Raw genomic sequence first — 15,085 nt, 5'->3', positions numbered from 1 at the left:
TATCGTCGATAGCGGTCAAGGCAGGCACACTCGGCGCCATGACTTCTGCTTGCTTCGACCATCTGACGCCCGAACAACTACGCGAACTGGCGGCGCAGTTGACGCAGCGTGTCGCCAGCCTCGACCAGCAAGTCCACTATCACAAGACCCGCAGCGATCAGCTGGCTCACGAAATTGCCGTCCTCAAGCGGCATCGGTTTGCCCGGCGCAGCGAGCAGCTCGGTGCTGCCCAGCTCAGCCTGCTGGACGATCTGCTCGATACCGATATCGCGGCCATCGAAGCCGAGCTCGAGGAGCTGGCTCCAGCTCCCGCCGCTGCCGAGCCACGCCAGCAGCCCAGGCGCACAGCCTTGCCGCCGCAGTTCCCCCGCACGCTGATCCATCACGAGCCGGACAACACGCAGTGCGCCTGCGGCTGCCAGCTCAAACGCATCGGTGAAGATGTCAGCGAAAAGCTCGACTACACCCCGGGCGTCTTCACGGTGGAGCGGCATATCCGCGGCAAATGGGTCTGCGAACGATGCGAAACGCTGATCCAGGCGCCGGTTCCGGCCCAGGTGATCGACAAGGGCATCCCGACTGCCGGGCTGCTGGCCCAGGTCATGGTGGCCAAGTTCGCCGACCATCTGCCCCTGTACCGGCAGGAAAAGATCTTCGGCCGGGCCGGTTTCGCCCTCCCGCGCTCGACCCTGGCGCAGTGGGTCGGCCGTTGCGGCGTGCAACTGCAACCACTGGTCGATGCACTGCGGAACATAGTCCTGGAGCAGAACGTCATCCATGCCGACGAGACCCCGGTACAAATGCTCGCGCCGGGCATGAAGAAGACCCGGCGCGCCTATGTCTGGGCCTACGTTCCCAGCCCGTTCGCCGAGCTGCGTGCGGCGGTCTACGACTTCAGCCCCAGCCGTGCCGGCGAGCATGCCCGCACCTTCCTCGGCGACTGGCGCGGCCAACTGGTCTGCGACGACTTCGCCGGCTACAAGGCCTGCTTCGAGCAGGGCGTGACCGAGATTGGCTGCATGGCCCATGCCCGGCGCAAGCTCTACGACCTGCATATCGCCAACCAGAGTCAACTGGCCGAACAGGCTCTGCGCTACATCGGTCAGCTGTACGACATCGAGCGTGAGGTGCGCGACCTGCCGCCCGACGAGCGACAGCGAATACGCCAGGAAAAAGCCAAGCCCATCGCCGATGCCCTGCACGGCTGGATGCTCACCCAGCGCCGGTTGGTGCATGAAGGCACGGCCATCGCCAAGGCACTCGACTACTGCCTCAAGCGCTGGACGGCCCTCGTGCGCTATCTCGATGACGGGATGGTGGCGATAGATAACAACTGGTGCGAAAACCAGATCCGCCCGTGGGCCATCGGCCGCGCAAATTGGCTGTTCGCCGGCTCACTGCGCAGCGGCAAGCGTGCGGCCGCCCTGATGACACTGATTCAATCGACACGCCTGAACGGGCATGATCCGTATGCCTATCTGAAAGATGTGCTGACCCGGCTGCCGACGCAGAAGGCCAGCGAGATCACCCAGCTGCTGCCACACAACTGGAAACCCTCCTGCAAGGCGTGATGCCCGGCCGCTTACCTTCGATTCCCCCCACCCAGAAAATCTTCGCCCCGGTTTCGACCCAGGCCAGTGCCTCCTCGATCACACCGACCACGGTGCGGCAAAGGATCGCCCGGTGCTCCAGATCGGCGGGCAGGGCCTTGGCAATGCGCGTCTGCTGCCCAAGGCCTGCCAGTTGCCGGCGCTCGCCCTTGAAGTGCAGGATCATATTGGCGACGTGGGCCGCTGCCGGCCCGAAGCGGAAGGACTGGGTGAGATAGTGCACCTCGGCGTCGGCCAGCCAGGGGGCATCGAGGGCGTCGACGGCTCCCCGGAAGCGGTACAGCATCTGGTGGCCATCGCCGCAGACGACGACGCCCATGCCGTAGGCTGCCTGCTGCGCCAGGAGGCCGGCGATCACCGGGTTAATGTCCTGGGCCTCGTCGCCCAGCACGATGTCGAAGCGGGTGCTCAGGTCCGGCTTCGACAGCGCCCAGAGCTTCAGGTAGCCGTCGTGGGGGATGGGCGTGGCGTGGTTGTTCACGTCGCACATCTGCGCCCAGAGCCGGCGGGTGGCCTCGACGATACTGTCGGCGGCCCGTCGCATGCGCTCGTTCTGCAGTTTTTCTGCGGGGAAGTGGAACAGTCCGATTTTCTCGTCCGCGCTGGCGAGGTAGTTGTTCAGCGTGTCCTGAACGCTGCGGACCAGTTCCCAGTTCTGGGAGTTGATGGCCCAGGCGATGTCGGTGAGGCGCAGGTTTCCGAGCTTGTGCTTGTACTTCTTGCCGACGACGCCGAAGGCCAGGCCGTGGGCGGTCTTGCAGGTCACGTTGAGGGGGAATTTCTGTTTGGCAGCCACCTCGACGCTCTTGTTGTAGCAGAGGTAGAGAATCCGGGCCTGCGGACGGGCCTGGGAGTAGCCCACCAGGGTCGTGGTCTTGCCGGTGCCGGCAAAAGCGATGAGCTTGAGGATTTTGGCCTGCGATCTGATCGCCGGCTCTTGTTCGTGGGTGAATTGCATGTGTCTGGCCTCGCGCATGCGCTGCAATGGTGGTTGCAGGCCATGCTACCTGCCAGCCGGAAAATCCCAAGGCGCTGGCCGGGCGGCGCCTTGGGCGCGTGTTGCGGTGCGGCTATTCCCGGACGGGGAGCGCCGGCAATCCGGCGTCCTGCTGCTCAGCACCCTGCCAGTCGGCCTCGCTCCCCCCACGCCACCACGGCTCCACCGCCTCGACCCGGGCCGGCTCGACCGGCTCGCCGAGGCGCGGCATCACCAGCCCCTCCGAGGCGTGCGCCAGCAGCACATCCGCCGGCTGGGACCAGGGGTGCATGGCCAGGTTGAAGGTCCCCCAGTGCACCGGCAGGAAACGCCCGCTGCCCAACTGCTCCAAGGCCCGCAGGGCGTTGTCCGGCCCCAGGTGAATATTCCCCCAGGCCGGATGGAAGGCGCCGACCTCGAGCATCACCAGATCGAACGGCCCTAGCCGCCGGCCGATGTCGGCGAAGGCCGGCGAGAGCCCGGTGTCGCCGCTGAAGAACACCGCATGGCGCTCGCCACGCAGGGCGAACGACGACCACAGCGTCACGTTGCGATCGCGCAGCCCACGCCCGGAATAGTGGTGCGCTGGCGCGGCAGTGATCGTCAGGCCACCCGGCAGCACGGTGCGCTCCCACCAGTCGAGCTCGACGATACGCTCGGCCGGCACGCCCCACGCCTCCAGGTGCAGGCCGACGCCGAGCGAGGTGACGAAGGGCACCCGCCGCTTGGCCAGCGCCCGAATGCTCGGATAGTCCAGATGGTCGTAGTGATCGTGGGAGACCAGCACCGCATCGAGCGGCGGCAGGGCCGCGATGTCGACCGGCACCGGATGGAAGCGCTTGGGGCCGAGAAAGGGCAACGGTGAGACGCGCGCGCCCCACACCGGGTCGGTCAGCACCCGGTGGCCGTCGATTTCCAGCAGCACGGTCGAATGGCCAAGCCAGGTGGCCCGCAGCCCGGTTTCGACGGGCCGGGCCCAGCTGGCGCGTGGGTCGATGATGGGGTGGGGGTTCGCCGGCGTGCGGCCCTCGCCGCGGAACAGGAAGTCGGCCAGCGTCGGCCGCCCCTCGGGCACGCGCTGTACGCTGGCCGGGTAGGTGTTCATGAAGCCGCCGCCGGCATACTGCCGGGAGGCCTGTATGCGTTCCAACCTGAATCCGTTGGCACGTCGGGCCGAAAAAACCATCCTGGATCTCCTGTGAAGGGGTGTTCGGTGCTTGAGCCGGGTTTTCCGCTCGAAGGGAAAGGTTTGCGTGTGTCCCGGCATCCCGCAGCCAGGTGGAGTGAGGAAAATCTCCTTCGCTCTGAGCTGGGCTTGTGCCAGCGCCCATTTTATTGGCGGGAAGCTGATGGCCTGGGGTATCGGGCCAAGCTGTTTACTGGGACGCTGTATAATTAAAAACATGTACCTTCTCCTCCAGGAGGGTCCCATGCCGAAAAACGTCACCCAGAAATTGATCGCGTCTCACCTGCTCAAAGGAGCAATGTGCGAGGCTGAAGAAATCGCGATCAAGATCGACCAGACCCTCACTCAGGACGCCACAGGCACGATGGTGATGCTCGAACTCGAGGCAATGGGGCTCGAGCGCGCCAAGACGGAGGTCTCGGTGCAATATGTCGACCACAACCTGCTGCAGACGGATTTCAAAAACGCCGACGACCATCTCTTCTTGCAGAGTGCCTGCCGACGCTTCGGCATCTGGTACAGCCGTCCGGGCAACGGGGTGAGCCACCCGGTGCACATGGAACACTTTGGCCGGCCGGGACGCACCCTGCTCGGTTCGGACAGCCACAGCTGCGCTGCCGGGTCGATGGGAATGCTCGCCATTGGTGCCGGGGGGCTGGAGGTGGCGATGGCGATTGCCGGAGAGCCCTTCTACGTAAAGATGCCGCGCATCGTCGGCGTCAGGCTGACCGGCAGCCTGCCCGACTGGGTCAGCGCCAAGGACATCATCCTGGAGATGCTGCGCCGCTACGACGTCAGCGGGGGTGTGGACAAGGTCTTCGAGTATTACGGGGATGGGCTGCAGGGCCTGAGCGCCATGGACCGCCACGTCATCGCCAACATGGGAGCGGAACTGGGAGCGACGACAAGCGTCTTCCCTTCCGACGTCGTCTTGAGGGAGTTTCTTGCCTCTCGTGGCCGCGAAGAGGCGTGGGTCGAGCTGGTCGCCGACGAGGGTGCCACCTACGACGAGGAGATCGAGATCGACCTCGCCTCTCTTGTGCCGATGATCGCCTGCCCCAGCAGCCCCGGCAACGTTGTCCCCGTCAGCGAAGTGGCCGGAAGGCCGGTACGCCAGTGCGTCGTCGGCTCCTCGGCCAACCCAGGCCTGCGGGATTTCGCAATCGTGGCGATGATGCTCGAACAGCATGGTGTCCACGAGGACGTCTCACTCGACATCAACCCCACCTCGCGGCAGATTCTGGAAAACCTCTCCGCGCTGGGCTACCTCGGCACCCTCATCCACCGTGGCGCACGCATCCACCAGGCGGGTTGCGGCGGCTGCATCGGCATGGGTGAGGCCCCGGCGACGGAAAGCATCAGCCTGCGCACCATGCCGCGCAACTTCCCCGGCCGCTCGGGCACCAAGGAGGACAAGGTCTATCTCTGCAGCCCCGAGACGGCCGCCGCTTCGGCAATCACCGGGGTCATCACCGACCCCCGCACCCTCGATTTCGCTTACCCCCACTTCAAGGAGCCCGAGCACTACATCCTCAATACCGAGGCTCTCGCCCCGCCGGCTGAAGACGGCAGACTGGTCGCCCTGATCAAGGGGCCCAACATCGCCTCCTTGCCCGAGTTCGACCCGCTTCCGGACGCACTCTCGGGACCGGTACTGATCAAGACCGGCGACAACGTCTCCACCGACGAGATCATGCCCGCAGGCGCGAAGGTGCTGCCCCTGCGCAGCAACATCCCCGAGATCGCGAAGTTCACCTTCTACCAGATCGACGAGGGATACTACGACCGGGCAATGCAGCAGCAAGGAGGTACGTCGTTCATCGTCGGCGGTGAGAACTACGGCCAGGGTTCGAGTCGCGAACACGCTGCCCTGGCCCCGCGCTACCTCGGTGTACGTGCGGTGCTGGCCAAGAGCTTCGCGCGGATCCATTGGCAAAACCTGTGCAATTTCGGCATCGTGCCGCTGAGCTTCGAAAAGGAAGCCGACTACGATGCGATCCGCTCCGGTGACCGACTCAGACTGCCCGACCTCAACGAAGAAATACGGCGCGGTGATCGCGTTACCGTCATCAACACGACGCAGGAGGCCACCTTCACGATGCGCCATGCCATGACACCGCGGCAGGTGCAGATGGTCCTTGAGGGCAGCATCATCAAGATGTGTCGCAGCTGCCGTCAAAGTTGACATCCTTCCCTCCCTCTCGCTAACGCTCGCCGCCATAGGCGGAAAGGAAGGGGATGCCCACTACTGGACGGCCATGCCCGGCCGCGAGAATGTTCCTGGCCGCGTTCACATCGCGGTCGTGAGTGACACCACACTCACTGCAAGTCCACTCCCTTACTCCAAGTCCTGCGATACCTTTCGGCCTCGAATCGGGCAGACAGCCACAATTCGAACAGGCTTGGGAGGCCCCCCTTTCAAGGTCTTTTGCCTTTCGAGGCCTTGATGAGGCGGTCGGTGGAGACATGGGCGCGAGCCGTCGCTGGGCTGAGCAGGGTCATCGGCGCCTCGGTCGGTTTCGTTTCGAGCGTTCAGCTTACTAAACCTATCGAAAGTATTGTCATATTGAGAGACAATACCCCCATGAAATGCAAACGAAACTCCGATGGTCGGGCAATCGACCACCACTCCCTCCAGGTCATGCGCCAACAGGCGATCAAGGCCGTTCGCGAAGGGCAGACAGTCCAAAGCGTGGCGGCCGCCTTCGGCGTCAATATCCGCAGCGTCTTTCGCTGGCTGTCCGACTTCGCCAATGGCGGACAGAACGCCCTGCTCGCCAAGCCGGTTCCCGGACGTCCCCCCAGGATCAGTGCCGAGGAAATGCGCTGGCTGGCACAGGCCGTTCGGGACCACTCGCCGCTGCAATACCGTTTCGAGTTCGGCCTGTGGACCTTGTCGCTGATCGCCGAATTGATCCGCCGCCAGTTCGGCAAGACGCTGTCGCTGTCCGCCGTGAGCCGGATCATGAAGCTGCTCGGCTTCACCGCGCAGAAACCCTTGCATCGCGCCTGGCAGCAGGATGCGGCGCTGGTGCGCCAGTGGGAAAACGAGACCTGGCCGGCGATTCGGGCCGAGGCCCGTGCAGCGGGGGCAAGGATCTACTTCGCGGACGAGTCGGGCCTGCGCTCCGACTACCATGCCGGCACGACCTGGGCACCGCAGGGGGAAACGCCGGTGGTCGAGGTGACCGGCCGACGCTTCTCGGTGAACCTGCTGTCGGCGGTCGGGACGCGCGGCGAGTTCCGCTTCATGCTGCACGACGGGACGGTGACGGCCAGCGTGTTCCGCGAGTTTCTCAAGCGCCTGCTGATCGGTGCCGAGCAGCCGGTCTTCGTGATCGTCGATGGCCATCCGGTGCACAAGGCCCGGCTGGTCAGGGCGTTCGTCGAAGAATAGGCGGGGCGCCTGAAACTCTTCTATCTGCCGCCGTACTCGCCGCAGTTGAACCCGGACGAGCAGGTCTTGGGGCACGTCAAGCGCAGTGTCTCCAGGCGTCTTGTGCAGAGCCGGGAGGAAATGAAGAAGTTGGCCCTGGGCGCGCTGCGCAGAATCCAGAAGTTGCCGGAGTTGGTGAGATTGTTTCACCCGGACTGCCGATATACAGCAGCATGACATTACTTTTTAAAAGATTAGTACCTGGCCGCGCTATTGCGACAGAACCCGTCATGGCATGTTCTCCAGGGAAGCCGCTTGATGAGCCGGCTTCGCGGCTGGTGCCCGGGACAGTAGGACAATGCCCACGGCGATCATCACACCACCCAGCAATTCGTGGGTGGAGAGCATTTCGCCCCCGGTGGCAAAGGCGATGAGTGCAGCAAAGAAGGGACACAGGAACAGGAAGCCACTGGTGCGGACAGCACCACCCGCATGCAACGCAGCGAACCACAACCCCATGGCGCCCGTCGAGGCGGGAATGGCCAGCCACAGGAAGGCGGCCGCCGTATCAGTTGGCAAGACGAACGGCTCGCCACGCCAAGCTGCCAGTAGAGTAAGCGCGGCCGCACCGATGAGCATTTGCCAGAACGTCAGCGTCCAGGTGTCGATGGCCAAGCGAAAGCGCTTGCTGGCCAACGTGGCGAACGCCCAGCAGGCCGAACCCGCCATGACCAGCGCTTCCCCGTGGCCGATGGCGCCGCTCATCACCGATTGCACGCCGATGCAGACCACCACGCCCGCAAAGGCCAGCAGCAGGCCCAGCCAGGTTTGGGGGCGTACCCGCTCCTTGAGCAGAATGCCGGCCAGCAACGCCACCAGCAGTGGATTACTGGCCATCAGGATCGCCGCTTTGGAGGCAGTGGTCTGCGTCAGGCCCATCGTCAAGAACGCCATGACGCCTGCCGTCTGCAAGAGGCCGATTCTGTTGAAAAAGTAGCTGCTTCCCCATGCCGTCGGCAGAATTGCTCTGTCAGCGAGCATGGGGGCGAACAGCATGATGGGACAGTTACCGGGAGGACAGCAGCGCCTGTTCTACTCGTTTAATCTGGAAGATCACGTCCCGGCCCAACACCTCCTGCGCAGCATCGACCAGTGCCTGGATCTCAGTGACCTGCGCGCCTACCTGGCGGATTTCTATAGCCCCATCGGGCGTCCCTCGATTGACCCGGAATTGATGGTTCGCATGCTGGTCGTCGGCTACTGCTATGGCATCCGTTCCGAGCGGCGATTGTGCGAAGAGGTACATCTAAACCTGGCCTATCGCTGGTTCTGCCGGCTGGGTCTGGAAGACACAGTACCCAATCACTCAACCTTCTCGAAGAATCGCCACGGCCGTTTCCGTGACAGTGATCTGTTCCGCTGGTTGTTCAATGAGGTGCTGCGGCGCTGCATGGCGGCCGGCCTGGTCAAGGGTGAAGGTTTCGCTGTCGACGCCAGCATCATCAAGGCGGATGCCAGCCGGCAACGTGGGGTAGCGGGAGATGAGGTCGATTGGCGCGATCCAGCGCTCAGCAGCCGCGCCGTGCGCGAGTACCTTGAGGCTCTCGATGAAGAAGCGCTGGCCGAAGCCCTCCCCAAGAAGATTTCGCTCACCGATCCGCTGGCTCGCTGGACCGCAGCGCCAGGTGGCCCGGCGTACTTTGCCTATTCCACCAACTACCTGATCGACACTCAGCACGGCGTGATCCTGGATGTGGAAGCTACCCCAGCGCATCGCACCGCCGAAGTCGATTCGACCCAAACGATGGTGGAGCGCGTCGAAGCGCAGTTCGACCTCACGCCAGAACGCCTCATTGGCGATACCGCTTATGGCACTGCCCCGATGCTGGCCTGGATGGTCGAAGAGAAGGACATCGAGCCGCACGTGCCAGTGTGGGACAAGACCGAGCGCAAGGACGACAGCCTCTCCAGTAACGACTTCTACTGGAATCAGGAGGCCAATGAATACCGCTGCCCAGCCGGCAAACCGCTACGCAGTGAATGGCGCGCCTTCACCCGGAAAAGATCGCGGGTGACCAAGGCCAACACCATCATCTACCGCTCCAGCCAAACCGATTGCGCTACCTGTCCGTTAAAAGCGAAGTGCTGCCCCAACACGCCGAATCGGAAGATCGTCCGCAGCATCCATGAGGCTGCCCGCGACGTGGCCCGACGCATCGCCAAAACACCGGAATACCTCGTCTCTCGCTGCGAGCGAAAGAAGGTGGAGATGCTTTTCGCCCACCTCAAACGGATCATGAAACTCGATCGCTTACGACTGCGTGGACTGACAGGTGCCACTGACGAATTCACCTTGGCGGCGATGGTGCAGAACTTGCGCCGCATGGCCAAGCTTTTGCCTCAAGGGCCACCGCTTAGGGGATAGGTACGTCTGCTGCGAGCAGAAACCCTCGGATTAACCCTCAAACCAGAGCAAGGACGCTCAGTGAAATACCGAAAGGCAACTTGAAGTGACTTGCAGCCACTTCGACAGCAGGCACACCTGAACGGCTGGCTGCCGCTGAACCTACTTTTTCAACAGAATCGGCCGATGACGGCCAGCCGCAGCCAGGGCATGGCGGTGATCGGAACCGCCATGCCGCCAGCTACACGGTTGCGGTGACGCAACCACAGCCAAGGCAGCAGCGATAGGGCGGCTACGAAAAACCGCAGCGTGGCCAACCACACGGGCGGTAGCTCGGTCAGGACGACCTTGCTGGCGACAAAGGACGAGCCTTGCAGAAAGGTGGAGCAGAGTATCAGCAGGAGATAGCGGCGTTGCGCTACACGCGGATCCATGAAGTCAGGTCCTATCGGGAATGGTGGTAGGCGGTATGCCGCCGAATCACCAGATAGTGTGTTTCCCTGCAGCTCATCGAGCTTCGCTCGGAAAGACAATAATTACGCCGAACAGGACAAAGGCGTTACCAGCCTGCCTATGGGAAGTAGCGGCTGGGCGACTCCCCCAGCAGCCGCTTGAACATGGAGGAAAAAGCGCCTGGCGTGTCGTAGCCCATCTCCAGCGCCACGACCGTCACGGGTTCGCCGGCGGCCAGGCGCGGTAGCGCTGCCATGACGCGCGCCTGCTGCCGCCATATCCGAAACGGCACGCCAAGTTCAGCCGTAAACAGGCGCGACAGGGTGCGCGCCGTTGCGCCATGTTGACTGGCCCAGTCGTCCAAGGTGCGGTTGTCCTGCGGGTGGGCCAGGATTGCTTCGCAGATCGCTACCAACCGCCTATCCCGGCCCGTGGGCAAATGCAGCCTCTGTTCCGGCGACCAGGTGATTTCCTCCAGGATCAGACCCAGGATGCGGCTATCCCGGCTGTCCTCGGGGTAGTCAAGGGCAATCGCGGCTGCTCGCAGGATGAGTTCCCGCAGCAAGCTCGAAACCTGTACCGCGCTGGGTTGTTCAGGTGCATCGGCGGGACACCGATTCACTCGAACATATGCCGTGCGCAATGCCACCGGGCTGCTTCGTGTGCGCATGGCGTGGGCGATCCCTGCGGGCATCCACAAGGCGCGTTGCGGCGGCACCAGCCACAGGCCGCTGTCCGTGCGAACTTCCATGATCCCGGAAACTGCGTAGATGAGCTGCCCACAAGCATGGGTGTGCCGCGGCACGACATGTCCCGCTGGATAGTCCTTCGCCATGACCACGATGGGGCGATCTGCACTTTCGTAGTCGCGCCTATCTACACTTTTTGCCAAAACGGAAATCCACGTATTGCGGTCGTTTAAGGGCCTGTTGACGTTTCGAACGAGAGGCGTTGATGAAGAAGAGTAAACCCGCAGAATTGAGGTTCCCATACCGACAACCCTGCAGGTTTGCAATTGTCCCGATTGATGTTCACTGACGAACACTGCTCGAAGCTGGGAACGGAATCGCCCATCTCGAAACAGGTATCGAAAGTACGCTCGCCCAGGTCCTCATGGCCGAGATCCCACAGGCGTAGCTGGTTATTTCTTCGACCAAGCCGTAGCGGTAGGCCAGCTGCACAAACTCGATGCGGGCCCTGAAACCTTTCGTGCCGGTACAGCGGACCATGTTGCGCAGCGCGTGAAGGCGGCGAACAGTTTCGATGTGCGGATGGGCTTGCTGGGCGGATTTGTGGTGTTTCATCCGATTTTCGCGAGAAACCCCGTACTTCTAGTGCGGGGAGGGATAGCGCGGCGCCCGCAGGGCGCCCCTGTTCTCGCTGCCTCCTTCTCAAGTGGTTGCTATCTTTACATTAATTTGGTTATTTTGTGATGCATGACGAAACGCGCCTACAAGTACCGCTTCTACCCGACTCCAGAACAAGCAGAACTGCTTGCCAGGACGTTCGGTTGCGTGCGTTCCGTCTACAATCGCATCCTGCGCTGGCGTACCGATGCCTTCTATTAATCCGGCAATAAAATAGGGCATAATCAGCATTTTCCCGATGACCCGTGACGCCCGAAGCCTCAGCCCCCTGGAACAGCGCGAAAAACGCGCCATCGCCCTTCGCATGCGCGAGCAGGGGTATACCTACCGAGCCATCGGCGAAGCCGTTGGCGTTCATCTGCGCACCGTGGCGCACTGGGTTGAGGTGGCGCAGCGCCAGGGCAAGGCGGCTGCCATCGAGGGTGGCCAGCGCGGGTCACTGCCAGGAGAGCGCCGCAGCCTCAGCCCGGAGCAGGAGGCGCTGATTCGCACGTTGCTGCTCGATACCATGCCAGACCAGCTGAAGCTCGCTTTCGCGCTCTGGACTCGGGAGGCGGTACAGGCCCTGATCGCCCTGCACTGTGGTTTTCAGATGCCGATCCGGACGGTCGGCGAATACCTCAAGCGTTGGGGCTATACCCCGCAGCGGCCGTTGAAGCGCGCCTATCAGCAGCAGCCCGAGGCGATACAGCGCTGGTTGAAGACCGAGTACCCGAAGATCGAACAGCGTGCCAAGGCCGAGAGCGGCGAGATTCACTGGGGCGATGAAACCGGCTTGCGCAGCGATAGCCACGCGGGGCGCAGCTACGCCCCGACAGGGCGAACGCCGGTACGCGAGGTCAGTGGAAGCCGCTTTGCCACGAACATGATTTCGACGGTGACCAACCGGGGCAAGCTGCGCTTCATGCTGTACCGGGAAACCATGACGGCGACTGTGTTGATCCGCTTCCTGGGGCGGCTGATCCGGGACACCCAAGGGCGCAAGGTGTTCCTGATCCTGGACAACCTGCGCGTGCATCACTGCAAGACAGTGAAAGCCTGGCTGGGCGAGCGACGAGAGCGGATCGAGGTGTTCTTTCTGCCTGCGTACGCCCCGGAGCTCAACCCGGACGAGTACCTCAATGGCGACCTCAAGCAGCAGGTGCGCAGCGGGCCGAGCGCGAGAAGCCGGGAGGCTCTGGAAGGACGTGTTCGTTCGGTCATGCGCCGCCTGCAATCAAAGCCCGAGCGAATTCGCTCGTACTTCAGGCACCCCAAAATAGCCTATGCGGCATGATTTGGGGTATTGGATTGCCGGATTAATACCAGGAGCAGAAGAAGATCGGCTATACGGCGGCCAGCAGTCGCCTGACCGCGCTCAAGAAGCAACCGGAGCTGGCTTTTCTCAATGAAGTCAGTTCGGTGCCATTGCAGCAGTGCCTTCGCCACCAGCAGGCTGCGTTCAAGAACTTTTTCGAGGGTCGAGCGAAGTACCCGGTCTTCAAGAAGAAACGGCACCGGCAGTCCGCCGAGTTCACCAGCTCGGCCTTCCGCTACCGCGACGGCAAGCTGTTCCTGGCCAAGTGCGATGCGCCGCTGGACATCCGTTGGAGTCGTCCGCTTCCGGGCGAGCCCTCCACGGTCACGATTTCCAAAGACTCCGCAGGCCGGTACTTCGTGTCCTGCCTGTGCGAGTTCGAGGCCGAAACCCTTCCGGTTGTGCCGAAAACGCTCGGCATCGACCTGGGGCTGAAAGACCTGTTCGTCACCAGCGAGGGTGAACGATTCGGCAATCCCCGCCACACCGCGAAATACGCCGCCCGTCTGGCCCTGGCCCAACGCCGGCTGAGCAAGAAGCAGCTCGGCTCGAAGAACCGCGCCAAGGCTCGACGGAAAGTGGCCCGTATTCACGCGAAAATTTCCGATTGCCGAGCGGACGGCTTGCACAAGCTGTCCCGCAGACTGATTAACGAGAACCAAGTGGTCTGCGCCGAAACCCTTGCTGTGAAGAACATGATCCGCCATCCGAAACTGAGCAAAGCCATTGTCGATGCAGGCTGGGGTGAATTCGTTCGCCAGCTGGAATACAAGGGCGAATGGGCGGTCGGCAGATCGTCCAGATCGACCGCTGGTACCCCAGCTCGAAACGCTGTGCCTGCTGCGGGCATATCCTTGAGCGCCTGCCGCTGGATGTTCGCCGCTGGAGTTGCCCGGAATGCGGAACCGAGCATGACCGCGACGTGAACGCCGCGATCAACGTGAAAGCCGCCGGGCTGGCGGTGTTAGCCCTTGGAGAGAATGTAAGCGGCATGGGTCAAGTATCCGTGTCCTGTTCTCAGTGAATTGGGAATCCCCTTCCTTCAGGGAGGGGAGCAGTCAAAGGGGCTCCGTGCTTTGCCGGCCTCTCGGTGAGGCTTATAGCTTCAAGCTACGGGGCATCCGGGGAATCCCAAGCCATAAGGCCAGATGAGCCATGCAAGCCGGGGAGAAAAGATCCGCTGGGCTTGAGGCGGCCATGGAATGCTGTTGATGGAGCCGGTCGGGAGCGATTGGCTAGCGGAGGCGCAGCCGCAGTCTGTCGATCGATTCCGGCTGGCCGCCGCCGGCAGGCGACTTTGGCGGAGTGCCCACCATCGCAGACCTGAAGACGGGCCAAGATCATGAGAAGAGACGAAATTCAGTTCGTTGATTTTGAAGGATTTTTTTATTTGGAAAGCTCACCTGCTGAGCTACCCCTAGCTCACGCTATGAGCTAGGCTCCCCCGCTGGACGCCGCTTCCCCATGCCCCAGCCAGCTCACCTACTGCCCGCAGGAGAAGCGCGGCAAGCCCTCAGTTCAAGGATCACTAGACGGTATGTTTCCCGACCCCCTTCCCTGCCCAATCCAGCCGCGCAGTAATATCCCCAGCAGGAAAAATCGGGTATTCGGGAAATCCTGTTGTTGCCACTGCCAAGCTGGCTGGCTAGACTTTCTCCCAAATTGGGAGGTGCATGGCGGTGAGAATTATTGCGCGAGGTACATTGCGCGCTTTCTGGGAAAGCAGCCCGGCTTATGCAGACGCCATGACACCTCTGGTGGAGTGGTATCGGCACATGGAGAAAGCCACTTACCACACGCCGCAGGAGGTCAAGGCAGAGCTACGTACAGCAAGCATCCTGAAAGGCGGCCGTGTGGTTTTTAATATTGCAGGTAACAAATATCGGGTGATCTTGGCAATCGACTACGAACGACAGCTTGGGTTCGTGAGATTCGTAGGCACTCATGCCCAGTACGACCAGATCAACGCGGAGACAGTGTGATGAATATCAAGCCGATTCGTTCCGAGGAAGACTTGGCCGCCGCCTTTGCACGCATGGAGCAACTGTGGGGTGCCGAAATCGGTACCCCGGAGGGCGATGAACTGGAGGTGCTGGCGGTACTGATCGAGAAATATGAGGACGAGCATTATCCGATCCCGCCGTCTGACCCCATCGAGGCCATCAAATTCCGCATGGATCAGCAGGGGCTGACCCCTAGCGACCTAGAGCCGTATATCGGTTCTAGCGGTAGGGTTTCCGAAGTATTGAACCGAAAGCGCAAATTGAGCCTGGCAATGATAAAGCGCCTTCATGATGGGCTGCGCATTCCCTATGAAAGCCTGCTGGCTGGTGCTGCCTGACAGCACTTTTCCCTAATACCCGAAAAATCTGCATGGAATGCATCAGGGGAGGATCATCCATCGCAATCGCGCGAG

At 62.2% G+C, this 15,085-nt stretch carries 12 protein-coding genes and 4 pseudogenes; 9 read left to right on the top strand and 7 right to left on the bottom strand.

Annotation, left to right across the window (positions count from 1 at the left end):
- The first annotated feature begins 38 nt into the window (after positions 1 to 38).
- Positions 39 to 1,571 (top strand): IS66 family transposase, encoded by a 1,533-nt coding sequence (gene tnpC / locus GCU53_RS23865; protein WP_152390073.1) that lies wholly within the window; start codon positions 39 to 41, stop codon positions 1,569 to 1,571.
- On the opposite strand, the gene GCU53_RS23860 is transcribed toward tnpC, so the two are convergent.
- Together GCU53_RS23860 and GCU53_RS23855 are read right to left on the bottom strand one after the other, a co-directional pair.
- The gene (locus GCU53_RS23860; RefSeq protein ID WP_152390072.1) at positions 1,525 to 2,568 is read right to left on the bottom strand and encodes a UvrD-helicase domain-containing protein; all 1,044 of its coding nucleotides are present in this window, start codon (positions 2,566 to 2,568) and stop codon (positions 1,525 to 1,527) included. The two genes, tnpC and GCU53_RS23860, sit on opposite strands and share 47 nt — an antisense overlap.
- Before the next feature lie 112 nt (positions 2,569 to 2,680).
- On the bottom strand, positions 2,681 to 3,772 hold the full coding sequence (locus GCU53_RS23855; protein ID WP_152390071.1) for an MBL fold metallo-hydrolase: 1,092 nt from the start codon (positions 3,770 to 3,772) through the stop codon (positions 2,681 to 2,683).
- A gap of 244 nt (positions 3,773 to 4,016) precedes the next feature.
- Between GCU53_RS23855 and GCU53_RS23850 the strand changes: the two genes are divergently transcribed.
- Complete coding sequence (locus GCU53_RS23850; RefSeq protein ID WP_136888407.1) at positions 4,017 to 5,957, top strand: aconitate hydratase; 1,941 nt, start codon at positions 4,017 to 4,019, stop codon at positions 5,955 to 5,957.
- A gap of 19 nt (positions 5,958 to 5,976) precedes the next feature.
- Here GCU53_RS23850 and GCU53_RS23845 read toward each other — a convergent pair.
- Positions 5,977 to 6,177 (bottom strand): annotated as a pseudogene (locus GCU53_RS23845) (zinc ribbon domain-containing protein); the annotation flags it as partial.
- 179 nt (positions 6,178 to 6,356) lie between these two features.
- Between GCU53_RS23845 and GCU53_RS23840 the strand changes: the two are divergent.
- Positions 6,357 to 7,385: pseudogene (locus GCU53_RS23840) on the top strand (IS630 family transposase).
- Positions 7,386 to 7,436: 51 nt separating this feature from the next.
- Here GCU53_RS23840 and GCU53_RS23835 read toward each other — a convergent pair.
- On the bottom strand, positions 7,437 to 8,204 hold the full coding sequence (locus GCU53_RS23835) for a DMT family transporter (RefSeq protein ID WP_244307279.1): 768 nt from the start codon (positions 8,202 to 8,204) through the stop codon (positions 7,437 to 7,439).
- Here GCU53_RS23835 and GCU53_RS23830 point away from each other — a divergent pair.
- Positions 8,203 to 9,573: a transposase gene (locus tag GCU53_RS23830; RefSeq protein ID WP_152388410.1), complete on the top strand. Its 1,371-nt coding sequence runs from the start codon at positions 8,203 to 8,205 to the stop codon at positions 9,571 to 9,573. The genes GCU53_RS23835 and GCU53_RS23830 overlap by 2 nt on opposite strands.
- A 149-nt stretch (positions 9,574 to 9,722) precedes the next feature.
- On the opposite strand, the gene GCU53_RS23825 is transcribed toward GCU53_RS23830, so the two are convergent.
- The 3 genes from GCU53_RS23825 to GCU53_RS25615 all read right to left on the bottom strand — a co-directional run bounded on the left by GCU53_RS23825 (position 9,723) and on the right by GCU53_RS25615 (position 11,309).
- Positions 9,723 to 9,986: an EamA family transporter gene (locus GCU53_RS23825; RefSeq protein WP_244307278.1), complete on the bottom strand. Its 264-nt coding sequence runs from the start codon at positions 9,984 to 9,986 to the stop codon at positions 9,723 to 9,725.
- Between the two features lie 137 nt (positions 9,987 to 10,123).
- Positions 10,124 to 10,840, bottom strand: a complete 717-nt coding sequence (locus GCU53_RS23820; RefSeq protein ID WP_152390278.1) for an AraC family transcriptional regulator — start codon at positions 10,838 to 10,840, stop codon at positions 10,124 to 10,126.
- Positions 10,841 to 11,036: 196 nt separating this feature from the next.
- Complete coding sequence (locus tag GCU53_RS25615) at positions 11,037 to 11,309, bottom strand: hypothetical protein (RefSeq protein WP_167520118.1); 273 nt, start codon at positions 11,307 to 11,309, stop codon at positions 11,037 to 11,039.
- A gap of 132 nt (positions 11,310 to 11,441) precedes the next feature.
- Between GCU53_RS25615 and GCU53_RS23815 the strand changes: the two are divergent.
- From GCU53_RS23815 to GCU53_RS23795, 5 genes and pseudogenes are all read left to right on the top strand, one after another.
- Positions 11,442 to 11,570, top strand: a pseudogene (locus GCU53_RS23815) (helix-turn-helix domain-containing protein); the annotation flags it as partial.
- Between the two features lie 40 nt (positions 11,571 to 11,610).
- On the top strand, positions 11,611 to 12,648 hold the full coding sequence (locus GCU53_RS23810) for an IS630 family transposase (RefSeq protein ID WP_152386499.1): 1,038 nt from the start codon (positions 11,611 to 11,613) through the stop codon (positions 12,646 to 12,648).
- Between the two features lie 26 nt (positions 12,649 to 12,674).
- Positions 12,675 to 13,693, top strand: a pseudogene (locus GCU53_RS23805) (RNA-guided endonuclease InsQ/TnpB family protein); the annotation flags it as partial.
- A 655-nt stretch (positions 13,694 to 14,348) separates the two neighbouring features.
- A complete protein-coding gene (locus tag GCU53_RS23800) occupies positions 14,349 to 14,651 on the top strand; it encodes a type II toxin-antitoxin system HigB family toxin (RefSeq protein ID WP_136888327.1) in 303 nt (100 codons plus the stop codon).
- On the top strand, positions 14,651 to 15,010 hold the full coding sequence (locus tag GCU53_RS23795) for a helix-turn-helix domain-containing protein (protein WP_136888326.1): 360 nt from the start codon (positions 14,651 to 14,653) through the stop codon (positions 15,008 to 15,010). Before GCU53_RS23800 ends, GCU53_RS23795 begins: the two co-directional genes overlap by 1 nt.
- Positions 15,011 to 15,085 lie beyond the last annotated feature (75 nt).

It is taken from the genome of Azotobacter salinestris (genome assembly GCF_009363155.1).
Classification (GTDB): domain Bacteria; phylum Pseudomonadota; class Gammaproteobacteria; order Pseudomonadales; family Pseudomonadaceae; genus Azotobacter; species Azotobacter salinestris.
The sequence above is the reverse complement of the archived record's forward strand: the minus strand, read 5'-3'. Positions and strand labels throughout refer to the sequence as shown.